The sequence below is a fragment of the Glycomyces luteolus genome (assembly GCF_027622875.1).
Taxonomy (GTDB): Bacteria; Actinomycetota; Actinomycetes; order Mycobacteriales; family Micromonosporaceae; genus Glycomyces; species Glycomyces luteolus.
In genome coordinates this window covers 120,479-135,648 of record NZ_JAPZVP010000005.1, presented here as the reverse complement: position 1 = coordinate 135,648, position 15,170 = coordinate 120,479, and the positions used below count along the sequence as shown (strand labels likewise).

Below are 15,170 nucleotides of genomic sequence, written 5' to 3'. Positions count from 1 at the left end.
AGGCTGCCGTCGATTTCCCGACATCGAAGCCGGGCAATGCCATCGTACGCTGAACCGACCCGCTGCGCGAGGAGGGCTCATGCGAGGTCGCGACGAGCTGCTCGAGATGCTCCACCAGTCCCTGGCATGGATCGAGTCCAGTCAGGACCCGTCGATGGCGTGGTCGCCCGGCGTCATGGCCCTGGCCGAGCACCTGCGGGCCAGCCTCGTCGAGACGCAGGCGTCCGACATCCACGCCAGACTCGCGCTGGGCTGGCTGACGTGGTACCAGGTCCTCGCTGCGCCGAGCGCCGCCGTCCGCGACGCGAAGACCGCTGAGGCCCTTGACCTCCTGGCCGATCCGGCCGTCGCGGGCTTCGGGCACTTGGACCTCCCCGAAGCGCTGCTGCCCGCGCTCGCCGACCGCTCGGTCGCGCGCATGCTCGACCTGCTCAACTACGCGGCCGCCCAAGCGGACGCCCAGCTCTTCTCGGACCTGGTCGACCAGTGGCTGTTCCTCACCTCGGTCACCCCGCAGACGCACCCGGAGCGGGCGCGCCGACTTGCGTGGTGCTGCGGCATGCTGGTCGTGCGGCACCAGCGGACCGGAGCCGCAGCCGACATCGAGCGTGCGGTGGCCGTCGGAAAACTGGCAGTCGAACTCGGGTCGGGCGATCACGACCTGGGAATCCATCTCTCCAACCTCAGCGCCGCTCACAAGACCCGCTACGACCTCCACCATGAACCGGCCGATCTGGACGAGGCGATCGCAACCGCCCGTCGAGCGGTCGCTATCACGCCCGGCCCCGCCGTCCTGGCCCCGGCCACGAACCTCTGCGGCGTGCTCATCCTGCGATACAAACGCGACGGCGACGATGCGGACGTGACGGAGGCGGTGCGTATCGGGCGCATCGCCGCCGCACATGCGCAGTCGGACGCACCCGATCGTGAATTGGCCCTTTACAACTTCGCCAACGCGCTGTACTTCCAATACCAGTCCACCGGGTCGCCGCCGGTGCTGCTCGAAGCAGTGCAGGTCGCCAAGGAGGCCGTACGGACCGGTGAGGGACGGCCCGATGCGGGTATGCGGCTGGAACTGCTCGCAGACGTGCTCCAGGAAAGGTCCACTCTCAACAGATCGGTCGCCGACCTCGACTCGGCCATATTGGCGGCACGCCGCGTGATCGAACTCAGCGCGACACCCAAACCCGAACACTCCCACCGGCTCGCCGGGCTCCTGTTCGACCGCGCCTCCCGCTTCATGGCCGACACCACCATCGAGGACCTGGACGAACTCGTGGCGGTCAGCCGGCGATCAGCCGCCAGCCCGACAGAAGCGTTCGTGATCACCAGCCTGAGCATCGCGCTGCTGGCCCGCTTCAGCAAGTCCGATGCCGAAGCGGACCTGGATGAGGCCGTCGAAGTCGCCCGCCGAGGCGCCGCCTTCGACCCGGCGACGCGCGGCGGCGGGCGGGGGGCGCTCCAGCAGCTCGACCAGGCACTGTGGGCACGATGGGAGCACCGCGGCGAAACCCGCGACCTGGACGAGCTGATCGCCACGAGAACGAAGATCGTCGAGGCGACCCCGGCGGCGGACCCGGCGCTGAGCGAACGCCGCTCCCGCCTCGCCCAATCGCTCTTCACCCGCTACGCAACCACCGACGCGGCAGCGGACCTCGAGGCGGCCGTCTCCGCCCTGCGGGAGGCGCTGGCCGCCGCATCCGACGGCACCGGCCGACTGGTGCACCGGACCGATCTGAGCTGCGTCCTCCACGCCCTCTACAGCCTCAGACATTCGCGGTCCGACCTCGCGGAGGCCGCCGATCACGCCAGGGCGGCCGCGGCCGAAGCGCCCGCGGCGTCCGCGTCGAGCCTCCTCTACAACCTGGCCGTCGTCCTGCATGACTGGGCGCGCAAGAGCGGCGACCTGGGCGACCTCGACCTGGCGATCAGCCTCGCAAAGAGGGCGCTTGCGGCGCACGATCAGCCGGGCGAGGCGATCCGCGGGCATTTTCTGGCCTCGCGGACCCGCACCGGTCAGCTGCCGTCCACGCGACTCGGCCCGGACGATCTCCACGTCATGATCGAGGACTACCTGGCGCACCGCTTCGAGTGGACGAACGCGAAAGCCGACGCGGACACCCTGGTGCGGTTGCGGCGGGAGGCGGCCGACCGATGGGGCGGAGAGGGCCGGGCCGGAGCGGGAGGCCCGGAAGCGCTGGCCGCGGCGTTGAAACTCCGGTTCCTCCTCACCTACGACCCGGCGGACATCGACGAGGCGGTGGTCCACTACCGAGCGGCGCTCGAACGCGAACCTGAATCCGCCGGCCGCATGGTGCCCCTGAGCGACGCTCTTCGGCACCGGGCCAACGCCACGCAGGAGGAATCGGACCTCGAGGAGGCCCTGGAACTGGCCCGCCGGGCCGTTCGCCTCGGGCCGTGGTCGCACGCCTACGGCAATCTCGCCATGGTCCTGCTCGACCGGTTCAAGGCGGAGCGGTACCTCTACGAGGAGCTCGATGAGGCCGTTGACGCCGCGCGCCAGGCCGTCGATGCGGACCCCGAGGGCGTCGACCGTCCGAAATGGCTTTTCACGCTCGGCGAGGTGCTGCTGATGCGGGTCCAGCGCCCCAACCGGTTGCCCGGTTCCCGGGGCGACGAGGGTCGCGAGGAGGACCGCAAGGAAGCACTGCGTGTGCTGGCGGAACTGGTCCGTATGCCGGTCGCGCCACCGCAGTACAGGGTCCAGGCCGCGAAGCGGGTCGGCTGGCTGGCGGTCAACGCCGTCGAAACCGCAAGGGAGTTCGAGGACTACGAGCCGGAGGATCTGGCGCTCGCCGCCGACGTGCTCGCAGTCGCGGTCGGACTCCTCACCGATGTGGCGCCGCGCCGGATGGGCCGCGGTGAGCAGCAGCAGGCGATGGCGTCGATGGCCGGGGTCGCGGGTGACGCGGCGATGCTCGCGCTGGTCGACCCCTCCCGTCCGACGAAGGAGCGGGCCCGCCGGGCACTCGCGCTGCTCGAGCAGGGGCGAGCGGTGCTGCTCGGACGGGTCCTGGACACCCGCGGCGGGCTCGCCGAGCTCCGGGCCGCGGATCCCGCACTGGCAGAACGCTTCACGATGCTTCGTGACGCGCTCGACAGGGACCCCGATGCCACCGTTCCGGCCGACGACGACCGTATCGACACCGCGGCCGGGCTGGAAGCGCTGCTGAGGGAGATCCGCAGACTCGACGGTTTCGCCGACTTCGCGATGCCGCCGGACGTTGACGACCTGTTCGCCGTTGCCGCCCAGGGCCCGATCGTCTGCTTCAACCTGGCGAGCGGCGGCACCGCACTCTTGATTTCCACTGAGGACGTCAGTGCGCTGGACCTGCCTGGGGTCAATGCCGCCACGGTCACCGACCAGGCCAACGAGTTCCATGTCGCGCTGCGCGAAGCCCACGACCCGGCGGGGGACCGCATCAGAGCGCAGCAGACGCTGACCGATGTCCTGAAATGGCTGTGGGACAACGTCACCGGTCCCGTCCTCGACGCGCTCGGCATCGACGGCACCGCCCCGGGCGACGCACCGCTGCCCCGGATCTGGTGGGCGCCCGGCGGCTACCTTGGCCTGCTCCCGCTGCACGCCGCCGGTCACCACGATCAGCCCGGAAGCGGCATGACGGTTCTCGACCGCGCCGTGTCCTCCTACACGCCCACCGTGAAAGCCCTGCGCCACGCGCGGTCGCGGCAGGCGACCGGTGGGGCCCGAGGCTCCCTGATCGTCCCCATGCCCACCACGCCGGGCATGAGCGACCTGCGGCATGTGCCCGAGGAGACCGAGATGCTGGCCGAACTCCTGCCGGAAGCGCTCGTTGTGGACGAGCCCGATCGCGACCGCGTGCTCGCCGCGCTGCCGGGCCGGTCCATCGCCCACTTCGCGTGCCACGGCAGCTTCGACCTCAACGACCCGGCCGCCAGCCGCCTCGTGCTACACGACTACAAGGACCGGCCGCTCACGGTCGCGCAGCTCGCTTCGATCGACTTCGAAGGCGCAGCGCTCGCCTTCCTCTCCGCCTGCCACACCGCCCTGAACGCGACCGAACGGCTGCTGGAGGAGGGCATGCACCTCGCCGCGGCCATGCAGGCGGCGGGCTTCCCTCAGGTAGTCGCGACCCTGTGGGAAGTCGACGACGAGATCGCGGTCGAGATCGCCGAGGACTTCTACACGGACATGATCGATCCTCGGACCGGCCGCCCCGAGACGGCCCGCGCGGCGCGCTCGCTGCACCGGGCAGTGCGATTGCAGCGCGACCGCTATCCGGCCACGCCGTCGCTGTGGGCCTCGCACCTGCACTTCGGGGCGTGAGCCAGACCCTAAGTCGGCCCGAAGACGATCCGGCGCAGCTCCGGCACGTATCGCACCACCGGGTCGCCTTGGTACGACAGCGGTCCGGGCCTCAGGACGGTCGCCCCGAACGCGGGAGCGTCCGGCCGAGGGCCGTGCACTCCGGCCGGAGTCCCGTCACCGTCTATATCGGACGGTGTCGCGTAGACCCGCCCGTCCATCCGCAGTTCCCGCGCCGAGGCGACCCCCGCGCCCGGGCAGCCGAGCAGCACCAGGGCGTCCGCCTGGAGCCCGTACTGCTTGGCGGCGATGCCCGCGACCAGGCCGCCGTAACCGTGCGCGATGACCGTGGTCCGGGCCGGCGCGCGCCAGCGCCCGAATCGCTCCGCGGTGATCGGCAGTTCGATGAGCATCCGCGCGAGCCTGGCAGCCCCTGGGGCGGCGTACCGCGCGTCCCGGGCCTGGGCCGGGGAATCGGGCGCCACGTAGTCCATCCAGGTGATGACGCTGAGCGAGTCGTCCTGATGGTGCGAGGCGAGCTTCCGGAAGAGGTCCTCGGCCCGCTGGGTCAGTGTGCTCATGGAGTCGATGCCCGCGCTGATGCCGGGTACCATCACCACCACTTGGCGGGCGTTGTCGGGGTTGTTCCGTGCGATGACCATCCGTCCTTCGTCGACGTCGACGCTGAGGAGCAGGATCCGATTCTCCGTCATCGGCCACATTCTCCCCGGAACCCGAAACGGACACAACCCCTTGGAGTGCAGCCGATCGGGTCCCGGGGACGCGGCTCAGGCGAAGGCGTTCACCCCGGTGAGCTCGGCCGAGAACGCCCAGAGCCGCTGCGCCTGGTCGGGGTCGATCGCGTGGGGTCGCACGCCCGAACCGGCGTCGAGGTCGGGGTTGACTTCGGCGACCTCGCAGTCCTCCAGGTAGAGCCCGCCCAGCCCGTCGAGTTTCGGCGAGGTCGCCGCCCACGTCTGGGTCGCGGCACCGGCCTCCGTGGACTTGAAGTGCGCCGGGGGATTGCCGTGCTCGTCGATCCAGCCGATCTCGCGCTGCTCGGCCTCGCTGAAGTACCGCTGGAGCGGCGTCAGGATCGCACCCGGGTGCAGCGAGAACGCCCGGATCCCCGAGGCCGCGGCGAGGCGGTCGAGTTCGACGGCGAACAGCACGTTCGCGGTCTTCGACTGGCCGTACGCCTGGCCCCGGTCGTATCCGGTGGTGAAGTGCGGGTCGTCCCAGCGGATCGGCGACTGGCGGTGGCCGTTGGAGGAGACCGAGACGACGCGTGCGCCTTCGAGCAGCGGCAGGAGCCGGTTGACGAGCGCGAAGTGCCCGAGGTGGTTGGTGGCGAACTGGAGTTCCCAGCCCCGCTCGGTGCGCGTCTCGGGGCAGGCCATGATGCCCGCGCTGTTGACGAGCAGGTCGATGCGCCGCCCGTCTGCGATCCGGCGTTCGGCGAATCGCCGGACGCTGGCGAGGTCGGCGAGGTCGAGTTCGTCCACTTCGGTGTTCGCGATGCCGTCGAGGTTCGCGGCGGCGAGGTCGGGCCGCCGCGCGGGGACGATGACCTCGGCCCCGGCGTTCGCGAGGGCCCGCGTGGTCTCCAGGCCGATGCCGGAGTAGCCGCCGGTGACGACGGCGGTCCTGCCGGTGAGGTCGAGGCCGTCGAGCACTTCGGCGGCGGTGGAACGGTTGTCGAAGCCCGAATTGATCGGCTGCTGCTTTTCGTTCATGCCCCGACGCTATGACTTGGAGTGCACTCCAAGTCAAACCGGCAGGTCAGGTCGAACTGTCCTCAGCGGAGGCCGTGCTGGTCCAAGAAGCCGAGCACGTGAGCCAGGCCGCGTTCGCCGGTGCGGACCTCGCCCGGGAGGATGTACGCGCGCAGGCCGCTCGCGGCCGCGCCGCCGTCCTTTGCCGGGTTGTCGCCGACCATGAGCGTGCGGCGCGGGTCGACGCCGAGGCGCTCGCAGGCGGCGCGGAAGAGCACGGGGTCGGGCTTCTCGGTGCCGAACTGGTAGGACACGACGCGGACGTCGATGAGGTCGGCGAGGCCGAAGTGCTCCATGTGGACGCCCACGTCCCAGGGGAAGTCGGAGACGATGCCGGTCTTGATCCCGCGGCGGCGCAGCTCGCGCAGCAGCGGCTCGGTGTCCGGGTAGGGGACCCAGGCGTCGGGGGCGGCGATCGCAGCGTACGCCTCGGCTTCGACGCCTTGGAGGAAGTCGACGTGCTCGAACCAGCCGAGCAGTGCCACACGGTGTTGTTCGGCGGACTCGTCGCGGCCGACCTGCAGGGCGGCGACCTCGGGAATCCGGTAGGCCTCGCCGAGCTGCGCGGCGGTCTTCTCGATCAGCGCGTCGTCGATCGGGCGGCCGGTCTCGGCGGCGACACGGCGCAGCCAGGTGCCCGCGTCGATGAGCTTGAAGATGGTGTTGCTGAAGTCGAACAGGACCGCCTCGATCGGCGGCACGGGCTCGGACTGCTCGGCCTCGCTCGGCTGGTACGCGGCGGCGGAGTCGAAGAGGCTGTAGATCACGGCGGGCCTTCCGTCCTGGACTGCGGCGGTCGGGGCAACCGTAACCGAGCGCGGGCGGTCAGACCACGGTAACGGCCCCACTTCACACCGCGAACCAGGAGTTCCATCGCCGTTCAACCGCTCGCCCACCCGGGTACCGCCGCCGCATACTCGGCAGATGCGTCGACTCCCGCACGGCTACACGAACCTGACCAACGGCGACCGGGCCACCGTCGTGAAGCACTACCAAGGACCTGATGCCGCCCTGCGCCTCGAGCGCGAGCGGTTGCTGATCACCGACCTCGCCGGGACGATCCCGGTCCCCCCGCTGCTCGGCGCGGGCGAGGGCGCGCTGACGCTCGGCTTCGTCGAGGGCGCACCGGGACAAGAACTCCTGGACACCGATGCCGCGGCCGTGCTGCGCTCCTGCGGGACGGTCCTGCGCCGCATCCACGCGGTGGCCTCCTCCCTCGGCGAGGGCGTCCTGGTCCACGGCGACTTCGGGCCGAACAACCTCCTGCTCGATCCCGGCACCTTCGCTGTCACCGCGGTGGTCGACTGGGAGTTCGCGCATCTCGGCGACCCGGTCGAGGACCTGGCGTGGTGCGAGTGGATCGTGCGGATGCACCATCCGGACCGGGTCGCCGCGCTCGACGCCTTCTTCGCGGCCTACGGCGCGCCCGTCCCGGACTGGCCGCTCCGCCGGGCCGCCATGGTCGACCGGTGCGTCGAACTGCGCGAGTTCTGTCGGCGCTGGGACCCGGACGGCCCCGCCGTCGCGGAGTGGGAGCGCCGGATCGGGGTCACCGCGAGCTGGTGACCGCTCAGTAGAGCGGGTTCGCCCCGGGCGGGCGCTCCTCGGGCGCGACGGGTCCAGGTGCGGTGCCTTCACCGAAGGGGCTGCCGCCCAGGGACTCCCGGCCGTGCTCGGAGAGCCAGTTCTCGAGGTCCGGGCCGGCGGGCACGACCTGGGTCGGGTTGATGTCCTCGTGCACCACGTAGTAGTGCCGTTTGATCTGGTCGAAGTCCGCGGTGTCCCCGAAGCCGGGGGTCTGGAAGAGGTCGCGCGCGTACGCCCACAGGACCGGCATCTCGGTGAGCTTGCTCCGGTTGCATTTGAAGTGGCCGTGGTAGACCGGGTCGAAGCGGAGGAGGGTCGTGAAGAGCCGCACGTCCGCTTCGGTGATGTGGTCGCCCATCAGGTACCGGCGGTCGGCGAGGCGCTCCTCCAGCCAGTCGAGGGCCTTGAACAGGCGCTGGTACGCCAGTTCGTAGGCGCGCTGCGATCCGGCGAAACCCGCGCGGTACACGCCGTTGTTGACCTCGGTGAAGATCCGCTCGATCACCGGGAGCATCTCGTCGACGAGACCGGCCGGGAGGAGGTCGGGCGCACCCTCGCGGTGGTGGGCGGCCCACTGGGTCGAGAGGTCGAAGGTCAGCTGCGGGTAGTTGTTGGTGACCACCTCGCCCGTGGGCACGTCGACGATCGCGGGGACGGTGATGCCGCGCGGGTACTCGGGGAAGCGCTTGAAGTAGTGCTCTTGCAGCCGTTCGGTGCCCAGCACGGGATCGCGGCCGTCGGGGCCCAGGTCGAACGTCCACGAGCGGACGTCGTGCACGGGGCCGGGCGTCGCCAGCGAGAGCACCGATTCGAGGCCGAGGAGGCGGCGGACGATGATCGACCGGTGCGCCCATGGGCAGGCCCGCGCGGCCACGAGCCGGTAGCGGCCCGGTTCGACCGGCCAGGCGTGCGCGCCCTCGGTGAGCCCGGCCATGCGGGGGTCGCCGATCTTGGAGTGCGGCTCCACGGGGGCGGCCCGCACCGCGTCGACGTCGGCGACGATGCGGTCCTCGATGTAGTTGGTGTCCCTGGTGAACTCGCCGCCGGTCACATACGCGCCCTTGGTGGAGTGCTCGGTGCCGCCGGTCCGGTTCGGTTCGCTCTGTGCCACGGGCCCAGCCTACGCATTTTCCGTGTCGACTTGTTTTGTCAACGGTTGGAAAAACCACTCGACAAACTACGCGGCGGTGGCGAATACTTGAGCGCGATGCCAGCCTCCAAACGCCGCCGCATGTTCGCCCTCGGAGCGCTCGCTTTGGGCGCGTTCGGGATCGGCCTCACCGAATTCGTCGTAGTCGGCCTTCTCGGCCCGCTCGGCGACGACCTCAACGTCTCGATCTCCACCGCCGGACTCCTCGTCACCGGCTACGCCGCCTCAGTCGCGATCGGCGCCCCCCTCATGACCGCCGCCGGGACCCGCCTGCCGCGCAAGACCATGCTCGTCATCCTCATGAGCCTCTTCATCGCCGGCAACGTGCTCGCCGCGGAGGCCCCCGACTACGGCGTCCTCATGACCGGCCGCGTCGTCTCCGCCCTCTGCCACGGCGCGTTCATGGGCATCGGCCCGATCATGGCCGCCGGCCTCGTCGCCCCCGAACGGCGCTCCCGCGCCATCGCGCTCATGATGACCGGCCTGACCCTCTCGAACGTCGTCGGCGTGCCCTTCGGCACCGCCCTCGGCCAGCAGCTCGGCTGGCGCGCGGCGTTCTGGGGCATCGCGATCATCGGCGCGGTCTCGCTGGCGGCGATCATCGCGTTCGTGCCCTCCCGGCCCGGCGACACCGGCGGCTCCCTGCGCACCGAACTCGGGGTCTTCCGCAGGCCGCAGGTCTGGCGCGTCCTGACGGTCACGATGCTCGGCTGGGGCGCGGCCTACGCCGCCATCACCTTCCTGGAACCGATCCTCACCCGCGTCTCCGGATTCGACACGGCCGCCGTGCCCTGGCTCCTGATCCTCTTCGGCATCGGCCTCACCTGCGGCAACCTCCTCGGCGGCCGCCTCGCCGACCGCGCGCTCATGCCGACCCTCTACGGCACCATCATCGCCGCCACCGCCGCCTTGGCGGTATTCGCCTTCGCGGCCCAGTACGCGGTCTCGGCCGCGATCATGGTGTTCGTCCTCGGCGCGGCCGGATTCGCGATGGTCCCGGTCTTCCAGACCCGCGTCATGGACGTCGCGAAGGAGGCTCCCGCGCTGGCCTCCTCGGTGAACGCCGCGGCCTTCAACGTCGGCATCGCGCTCTCCGCCTGGTTCGGCGGCCTCGCCATCGACGGCGGCCTCGGCCTCATCGCTCCAGTGTGGATCGGCGTGGCCCTGGGCCTCACCGCCCTCGCCGTGGCCGCCGCCTCCGGTGCGGCCGAACGCCGCACCGCCGGCCGCCCGTCCTCCGAGCTCGCGGCGGCACGTCCGAGCGCGTAGTGTGCGGGGAAGGCCGGAGACTCCGCTCCGTTCGGTGAGGAGTTCTCATGCAGTTCGCCAACACGATCACGATCGACCGCCGGCCCGCCGAGGTCTTCGCCTACCTGGCCGACCTCGAGAACATTCCCCGCTGGAACTATGCGATCGGCGAGACCCGCAAGACCTCGGACGGCCCCGTTGGGGTCGGCTCGCAGTACGCGCAGGTCCGCACCATCCCCGCCCACGCCGAGGAAGCCTTGGAGATCACCGGCTTCGAGCCGGACACCAGGCTCTCGATCCAGGGCGTCCTCGGTCCGTTCCACGGCGAGATCACGTACGCGCTGGCCCCAGCCGACGGCGGCACCGTCCTCACCAACTCGATGGACCTCCAGGCCTCCGGTCCGGCGCGGCTCATCGCACCGCTGGCGGCGGCCCGGGTCAAGAACGCGGTGGCCGCCAACCTGGAGGCTCTCAAGCAGCTCCTCGAGAAGGCCTAGCGCGGCGCTCTCAGTTGAGCGCCAGAAGGCTGACCGCGGCGGCCGCCGTGCCGAGGCCGATGAGCTGACCCCGATGCAGGCGTTCCTCCAGCACTTTGCGGGCCAGCAGCACCGTGCCGGCCGGGTACAAGGCCACGATCACGGCGACGACCGCCAGATCGCCGCCCCGCGCCGCCAGCAGGAACAGCAGGTTCGCGACCGAGTCGAGCGCGCCCGCCGCGGCCGGCATCGCGTAAGCGGGCCGCTCCGCACCCAGCCTGCGGCGCAACAGGAACGCCGCGCTCAACGTGAGCGCCGACGAAACGGCCCGGCCGACGATCAGCGGTCCGACCCCGCTCCCGGCGGGCGCCTGGTGCAGGAACACCAGCTGCAGCGCGATCGCCGCGCCCGCGCCGAACGCCAGCAGCAGCGCGATGCGCGAAGGCCGCGACGACCGCATCCCCGGCCCGGCGCTCACCAGCACCACCGCCACCAGTGCGAGCGGCAGGCCCAGCATCCCGGCCATCGCCAAGTGCTCGCCCTGGAGCAGGCCCACCCCGACCGGCAGTGCCGCCGAGACGAGCGCCGTGATCGGCGAGAGCACGTTCATCGGGCCGATCGCCAGCGTGCGGTAGAGCAGCACGAACGCCGCCGCCGAAGCGACGCCCGAGGCCGCGCCCCAAACCGCGGTCGCCGGATCGAACGAGGCCCCGAGCAGCGGCCACAGCAGCAGCTCGACTACGAGGCTCGCCGGGGCCGCCACCATCACCGTCTGCAGCACGTTCGCCTTCCTCGCGCCGAGGCCGCCGAGGAAATCCGCGCAGCCGTAGGCGAGCGAGCTGCCCAGGGCGAGCACGAGCGCGATCACGGCATCCCACCATTCTTTATCGAAACGACCGAGTAGAATAGTAGAACGACCGACGGCGGTCAGTCAAACGACCGCTTGAACTATTCCAGTGACCTACGCGTCAGGAGAGGCGAGCCCATGAGCGAGGCGGAGGCGGCGCTGCGAACCGTCGCGACCAACGTCAAGGCCGCCCGCGTCCGAGCGGGCCTCTCCCTCGACGAACTCGGCCGCCGCGCCCGCGTCAGCAAAGGCGCGCTCGTCGGCCTCGAGAAAGCCCAGGGCAACCCCAACCTCGCCACTCTCGTCCGGCTCGCCGACACCCTCGGCGTCTCCGTCTCCGCCCTCATGGAAGGCACCGCCGGGGACCGCGTCCGCATCGCCACCGCCGAGGCCATCGCGCCACTGTGGACCGGCGAGCACGGCGGCGAGGCCCGGCTCATGCTCACCACCCCCGGCCCGGCCCCGGTCGAGGTCTGGCGCTGGCGGCTCGAACCGGGGGACGAGTACGCCAGCCACCCGCACCAGGCGGGCGTGCAGGAGACCGTCAGCGTCGTCGACGGCCGGATGGTCCTCGTCGTCGACGGCGCCGAACACGAGCTCGAAGCGGGCCAGACCGCTGCCTTCGGAGGCGACGTCCCGCACGCCTACCGCGGAGCGGGCACCGGCACCTGCAGCCTCGTCATGACGGTCAACCTCCCGCCGGGATCCTGAACCGCAAGCGGCCCTTCGAGAGAGCGGCAGTGGCCGACGGCCGGGTTCCCGCGAGCTGATCGGGAACCCGGCCGCCGACGGTCTCGGGCGACGGGGTGGCGATCCGGGAGAACGGGCTCGAACCGATCGAGAACGGTCCCCCGCCGGGTGAAGGTGCGCGACACCCGGCGGGGAAGAACGGTGGCCGCTCAGCTGTCCTGATGCAGGCCCCAGGACGAGCGGATGCGACTGTCCGCGGCGCGGAAGAACGCGTCCACCACGATGCCGATGGCCAGGACCGTGATGATCCAAGTGAGCACCCGCGCCGCGTCGTTGAACTCCCTGGCGCCCTGCATGAGCGCCCCGATCGAGCCCTGCCCGGCCACGATCACCAGCAGCTCGCCCGCCATGAGGGACCGCCACGCGAACGCCCAGCCCTGCTTCAGGCCCGAGACGAACGAGGGCAGCGTGGCGGGGAGGACCACGTGCCGGTACAGGTTCAGGCCCTTCATGCCCAGCACCGCACCGACCCGCTTCCACGCCGGCGGCACATAGTCGATCCCGGAGATGATGCCGCTGGCGATCGAGGGCACCGCCCCGAGGACCACCACGAACATGATGGTCGACTCGGAGATCTGGAACAGGAGGATCGCCAGCGGGAACCACATGATCGACGGCATCGTCTGAAGACCGGTGATCAGCGAGCCGATCGCCGCCCGCAGCGGCTTGAACCGGGCCACCGCGATCCCGAGCAGCGTGCCGATCACCACCGACAGCGCGAAACCGGTCAGGGCCCGCTGCAAGGTGATGAGGATGGCCTGCCAGTAGTCCGCGGTGGCGGCGTACTCGCTCAGGTCCTGCCACACCGTCAGCGGCGCGGGGAGGACCCACGACGCCTTCCACCCGCTGAGGAACAGCAGCTGCCAGGCCCCGACCACGAAGACCAGCGCCAGCACCTTCGGCCAGGTGCCGGCCCACAGCTTCGCGCCCAGGCGCCCCCACCGGGTCTCGGTGACCGGGGTCTTCTCGAGCTCGTCGAGCCCGGAGACCCATTTGCGGGACGGGTCCCGCTCCACTTCGACCGTCTCAACCGGCATGGCGCGACACCTCTGCTCGCAGTGCGTCGGTGATCTCGGCCGCCAGGTTCGCCACGGGAGCCGAGTCGATCCTGCGCGGCCGGTCCATCGCCACGTCGTAGACGTTGAGCACCCGGCCCGGCCGCGAGCTCAGCAGCACCACCTGGTCGCCCAGGCGCACCGCCTCACGCACGTTGTGCGTCACGAACAGGACCGTGAGCTCCCGCTCGCGCCAGATCCGCTCCAACTCGTCGTGCAGGATGTCGCGGGTCATGGCGTCGAGTGCCCCGAAGGGCTCGTCCATGAGCAGCACCGACGCATCCTGCGCCAGCGCCCGCGCGAGCGCCACGCGCTGCCGCATGCCGCCCGAGAGCTCGTGCGGCCGCTTGTGCGCGAAGCCCTCCAGCCGCACCGTGTCCAGCAGCTCCGCGGCGCGCTGGCGTCGTTCAGCCCGACCGACGCCCCTCACGCGCAGTGCGAGTTCGACGTTGCCCGCGACGGTGAGCCACGGGAACAGCGCCGGTTCCTGGAACATCATCGCGACCGGCCGCTCCACGTCGTCGATGGATCCGGCGGTCAGGTCGTCGAGTCCGGCCACGAGCGAGAGCAGGGTGCTCTTGCCGCAGCCGGAGGCGCCGAGCAGGCAGGTGAAGCTGCCGGGCTCGACGCGCAGTGAGACGCCGTCGAGGGCCGTGACGGCGCCCGGGCCCCGGCCGTAGCGCTTGACCACATCGGTCAGCACCACGGCTCCGGAGGCCCGGGCGGCGTCGCCGACCCGCGCGCCCGTGCCTTGCGGCTTCGCCGCGCGGATCAGGCTCATCCCAGGTCACCTGCCGAGACCTCGGCGTCGCCGCGGTCGGAGAGCACCTGGTTGAGGGCGTCGAGTGCGTAGATGCCTTTGAGGTCCACCTCTTCCAGCAGCCCGACCTCGACGGCGTGGTCCTTGCTGCCCTGCAGAGAGGCGGCGACGGGGTCGGCGGTGAAGCTCAGGTTCTCGAAGGCCGCGGCGATCACGGCGTCGTCGAGGCGCTTGTCCGTCAGCGCCTCGATGCGGTCGTTGGAGGCCGTCCGGGCCTCCTCGGGATTCGCGGCGATGTAGTCGAGGGCGGCCAAGTGGCCCTCCAGGAACGCCTTCACCAGGGCCGGTTGCTCATCGAGGAAGGTCTTCGAGACGATGACGTGGGTGGTGACAAATTCGCCGCCCTCCCACAGCTCGCGCTCGTTGAGGAACTCGACGGCGCCGTGCTTGAGGACCAGATCCGAGTAGCGCGGCTCGACGGCCCAGGCCGCCTGCACCACGCCTTCGTCGAAGGCGGCGGCGACCTCGGAGTTCTCGATCGGGGTGACGGCGACGTCGCCGCCGCCGCTCTCGTCGGTCTCGAACCCCTGCTCCTTGAGCCAGTAGCGGGCCGCCACGTCCTGGGTGTTGCCCAGTTGCGGGGTCGCGAGGGCCTTGCCGCGCAGGTCTTCGGCGGTGGTGATCGACTCGTGCACCACGAGCCCGGCGCCGCCGGAGGTGGAGCCCGCGATGATGTGCAGGGCTTCGCCGCCGGACTGGGCCCAGCCGTTGATGGCCGGGTTCGGGCCGATGTAGGTGATGTCGATGGCGCCGTTGAAAAGGGCTTCGATCGCGGAGGGACCTGCGTTGAAGACGGTCGCTTCGATGGTGACGGCGCTGGGCAGCGTGTCGTTGAAGACGCCGGCTTCGAGGCCGACGAGGGCGGGGGCGTGGGTGACGTTCCCGAAGTAGCCCAGGCGGATCGTGCCGCTGGCGGTCGCGCCGTCGGCTTCGGCGGCGGCCTCGGAGCCGCTGCCGCCGTCGTTCCCGCAGGCGGCCAGCACCGGGGCCGCGGTGAGGGCCGCGCCTGCGGCTGCGATGACACTTCGTCGTCTGATGCTCATGGGAGGCTTTCTGATTGAGAGGGCATGATTCCTACTAGTTCGATTAACTAGATCAAACTAGTAGGAATTCTAGGTTCGCGGATCGCGTGCGAGCAACCCCCGTCCCAGTA

The 15,170-nt window shown here is 70.8% G+C and carries 13 protein-coding genes; 5 read left to right on the top strand and 8 right to left on the bottom strand.

The window, feature by feature from the left end:
- Nucleotides 1–79: 79 nt before the first annotated feature.
- Nucleotides 80–4,330, top strand: coding sequence for a CHAT domain-containing protein (locus tag O1R50_RS07840; RefSeq protein WP_270109370.1), 4,251 nt, complete (start codon nucleotides 80–82; stop codon nucleotides 4,328–4,330).
- A gap of 8 nt (nucleotides 4,331–4,338) precedes the next feature.
- Here O1R50_RS07840 and O1R50_RS07835 read toward each other — a convergent pair whose 3' ends face one another.
- From O1R50_RS07835 to O1R50_RS07825, 3 genes are all read right to left on the bottom strand, one after another.
- On the bottom strand, nucleotides 4,339–5,022 hold the full coding sequence (locus O1R50_RS07835) for an alpha/beta hydrolase (protein WP_270109369.1): 684 nt from the start codon (nucleotides 5,020–5,022) through the stop codon (nucleotides 4,339–4,341).
- Between the two features lie 75 nt (nucleotides 5,023–5,097).
- Nucleotides 5,098–6,045, bottom strand: a complete 948-nt coding sequence (locus O1R50_RS07830; protein WP_270109368.1) for an SDR family NAD(P)-dependent oxidoreductase — start codon at nucleotides 6,043–6,045, stop codon at nucleotides 5,098–5,100.
- 62 nt (nucleotides 6,046–6,107) lie between these two features.
- A complete protein-coding gene (locus O1R50_RS07825; RefSeq protein ID WP_270109367.1) occupies nucleotides 6,108–6,851 on the bottom strand; it encodes an HAD family hydrolase in 744 nt (247 codons plus the stop codon).
- Nucleotides 6,852–7,008: 157 nt separating this feature from the next.
- On the opposite strand from O1R50_RS07825, the gene O1R50_RS07820 reads away from it, so the two are divergent.
- Nucleotides 7,009–7,650 (top strand): phosphotransferase family protein, encoded by a 642-nt coding sequence (locus O1R50_RS07820; protein WP_270109366.1) that lies wholly within the window; start codon nucleotides 7,009–7,011, stop codon nucleotides 7,648–7,650.
- A gap of 4 nt (nucleotides 7,651–7,654) precedes the next feature.
- On the opposite strand, the gene O1R50_RS07815 is transcribed toward O1R50_RS07820, so the two are convergent.
- Complete coding sequence (locus tag O1R50_RS07815) at nucleotides 7,655–8,782, bottom strand: glutathione S-transferase C-terminal domain-containing protein (RefSeq protein ID WP_270109365.1); 1,128 nt, start codon at nucleotides 8,780–8,782, stop codon at nucleotides 7,655–7,657.
- A 96-nt stretch (nucleotides 8,783–8,878) separates the two neighbouring features.
- Here O1R50_RS07815 and O1R50_RS07810 point away from each other — a divergent pair, with 96 nt between their 5' ends.
- On the top strand, nucleotides 8,879–10,090 hold the full coding sequence (locus tag O1R50_RS07810; RefSeq protein ID WP_270109364.1) for an MFS transporter: 1,212 nt from the start codon (nucleotides 8,879–8,881) through the stop codon (nucleotides 10,088–10,090).
- Nucleotides 10,091–10,137: 47 nt separating this feature from the next.
- Nucleotides 10,138–10,566, top strand: coding sequence for an SRPBCC family protein (locus O1R50_RS07805; RefSeq protein ID WP_270109363.1), 429 nt, complete (start codon nucleotides 10,138–10,140; stop codon nucleotides 10,564–10,566).
- 10 nt (nucleotides 10,567–10,576) lie between these two features.
- On the opposite strand, the gene O1R50_RS07800 is transcribed toward O1R50_RS07805, so the two are convergent.
- Complete coding sequence (locus O1R50_RS07800) at nucleotides 10,577–11,413, bottom strand: DMT family transporter (protein WP_270109362.1); 837 nt, start codon at nucleotides 11,411–11,413, stop codon at nucleotides 10,577–10,579.
- Between the two features lie 117 nt (nucleotides 11,414–11,530).
- Here O1R50_RS07800 and O1R50_RS07795 point away from each other — a divergent pair, with 117 nt between their 5' ends.
- Nucleotides 11,531–12,103 (top strand): helix-turn-helix domain-containing protein, encoded by a 573-nt coding sequence (locus O1R50_RS07795; RefSeq protein WP_270109361.1) that lies wholly within the window; start codon nucleotides 11,531–11,533, stop codon nucleotides 12,101–12,103.
- 188 nt (nucleotides 12,104–12,291) lie between these two features.
- On the opposite strand, the gene O1R50_RS07790 is transcribed toward O1R50_RS07795, so the two are convergent.
- Genes O1R50_RS07790 through O1R50_RS07780 form a run of 3 tightly spaced genes read right to left on the bottom strand, consistent with a single transcriptional unit; the run spans nucleotide 12,292 to nucleotide 15,060 of the window.
- Nucleotides 12,292–13,179, bottom strand: coding sequence for an ABC transporter permease (locus O1R50_RS07790; protein ID WP_270109360.1), 888 nt, complete (start codon nucleotides 13,177–13,179; stop codon nucleotides 12,292–12,294).
- Entirely contained in the window at nucleotides 13,169–13,978 is an 810-nt protein-coding gene (locus tag O1R50_RS07785) for an ABC transporter ATP-binding protein (protein ID WP_270109359.1), read from the bottom strand. Before O1R50_RS07785 ends, O1R50_RS07790 begins: the two co-directional genes overlap by 11 nt.
- The gene (locus O1R50_RS07780; RefSeq protein WP_270109358.1) at nucleotides 13,975–15,060 is read right to left on the bottom strand and encodes an ABC transporter substrate-binding protein; all 1,086 of its coding nucleotides are present in this window, start codon (nucleotides 15,058–15,060) and stop codon (nucleotides 13,975–13,977) included. The genes O1R50_RS07785 and O1R50_RS07780 overlap by 4 nt, the downstream gene beginning before the upstream one ends.
- Nucleotides 15,061–15,170: the final 110 nt, after the last annotated feature.

Coding starts and splice junctions, on each gene's coding strand:
- O1R50_RS07840 (WP_270109370.1), top strand. CDS start 80: ATGCGAGGTCGCGACGAGCTGCTCGAGATGCTCCACCAGTCCCTGGCA.
- O1R50_RS07835 (WP_270109369.1), bottom strand. CDS start 5,022: ATGACGGAGAATCGGATCCTGCTCCTCAGCGTCGACGTCGACGAAGGA.
- O1R50_RS07830 (WP_270109368.1), bottom strand. CDS start 6,045: ATGAACGAAAAGCAGCAGCCGATCAATTCGGGCTTCGACAACCGTTCC.
- O1R50_RS07820 (WP_270109366.1), top strand. CDS start 7,009: ATGCGTCGACTCCCGCACGGCTACACGAACCTGACCAACGGCGACCGG.
- O1R50_RS07810 (WP_270109364.1), top strand. CDS start 8,879: ATGCCAGCCTCCAAACGCCGCCGCATGTTCGCCCTCGGAGCGCTCGCT.
- O1R50_RS07805 (WP_270109363.1), top strand. CDS start 10,138: ATGCAGTTCGCCAACACGATCACGATCGACCGCCGGCCCGCCGAGGTC.
- O1R50_RS07795 (WP_270109361.1), top strand. CDS start 11,531: ATGAGCGAGGCGGAGGCGGCGCTGCGAACCGTCGCGACCAACGTCAAG.
- O1R50_RS07790 (WP_270109360.1), bottom strand. CDS start 13,179: ATGCCGGTTGAGACGGTCGAAGTGGAGCGGGACCCGTCCCGCAAATGG.
- O1R50_RS07785 (WP_270109359.1), bottom strand. CDS start 13,978: ATGAGCCTGATCCGCGCGGCGAAGCCGCAAGGCACGGGCGCGCGGGTC.
- O1R50_RS07780 (WP_270109358.1), bottom strand. CDS start 15,060: ATGAGCATCAGACGACGAAGTGTCATCGCAGCCGCAGGCGCGGCCCTC.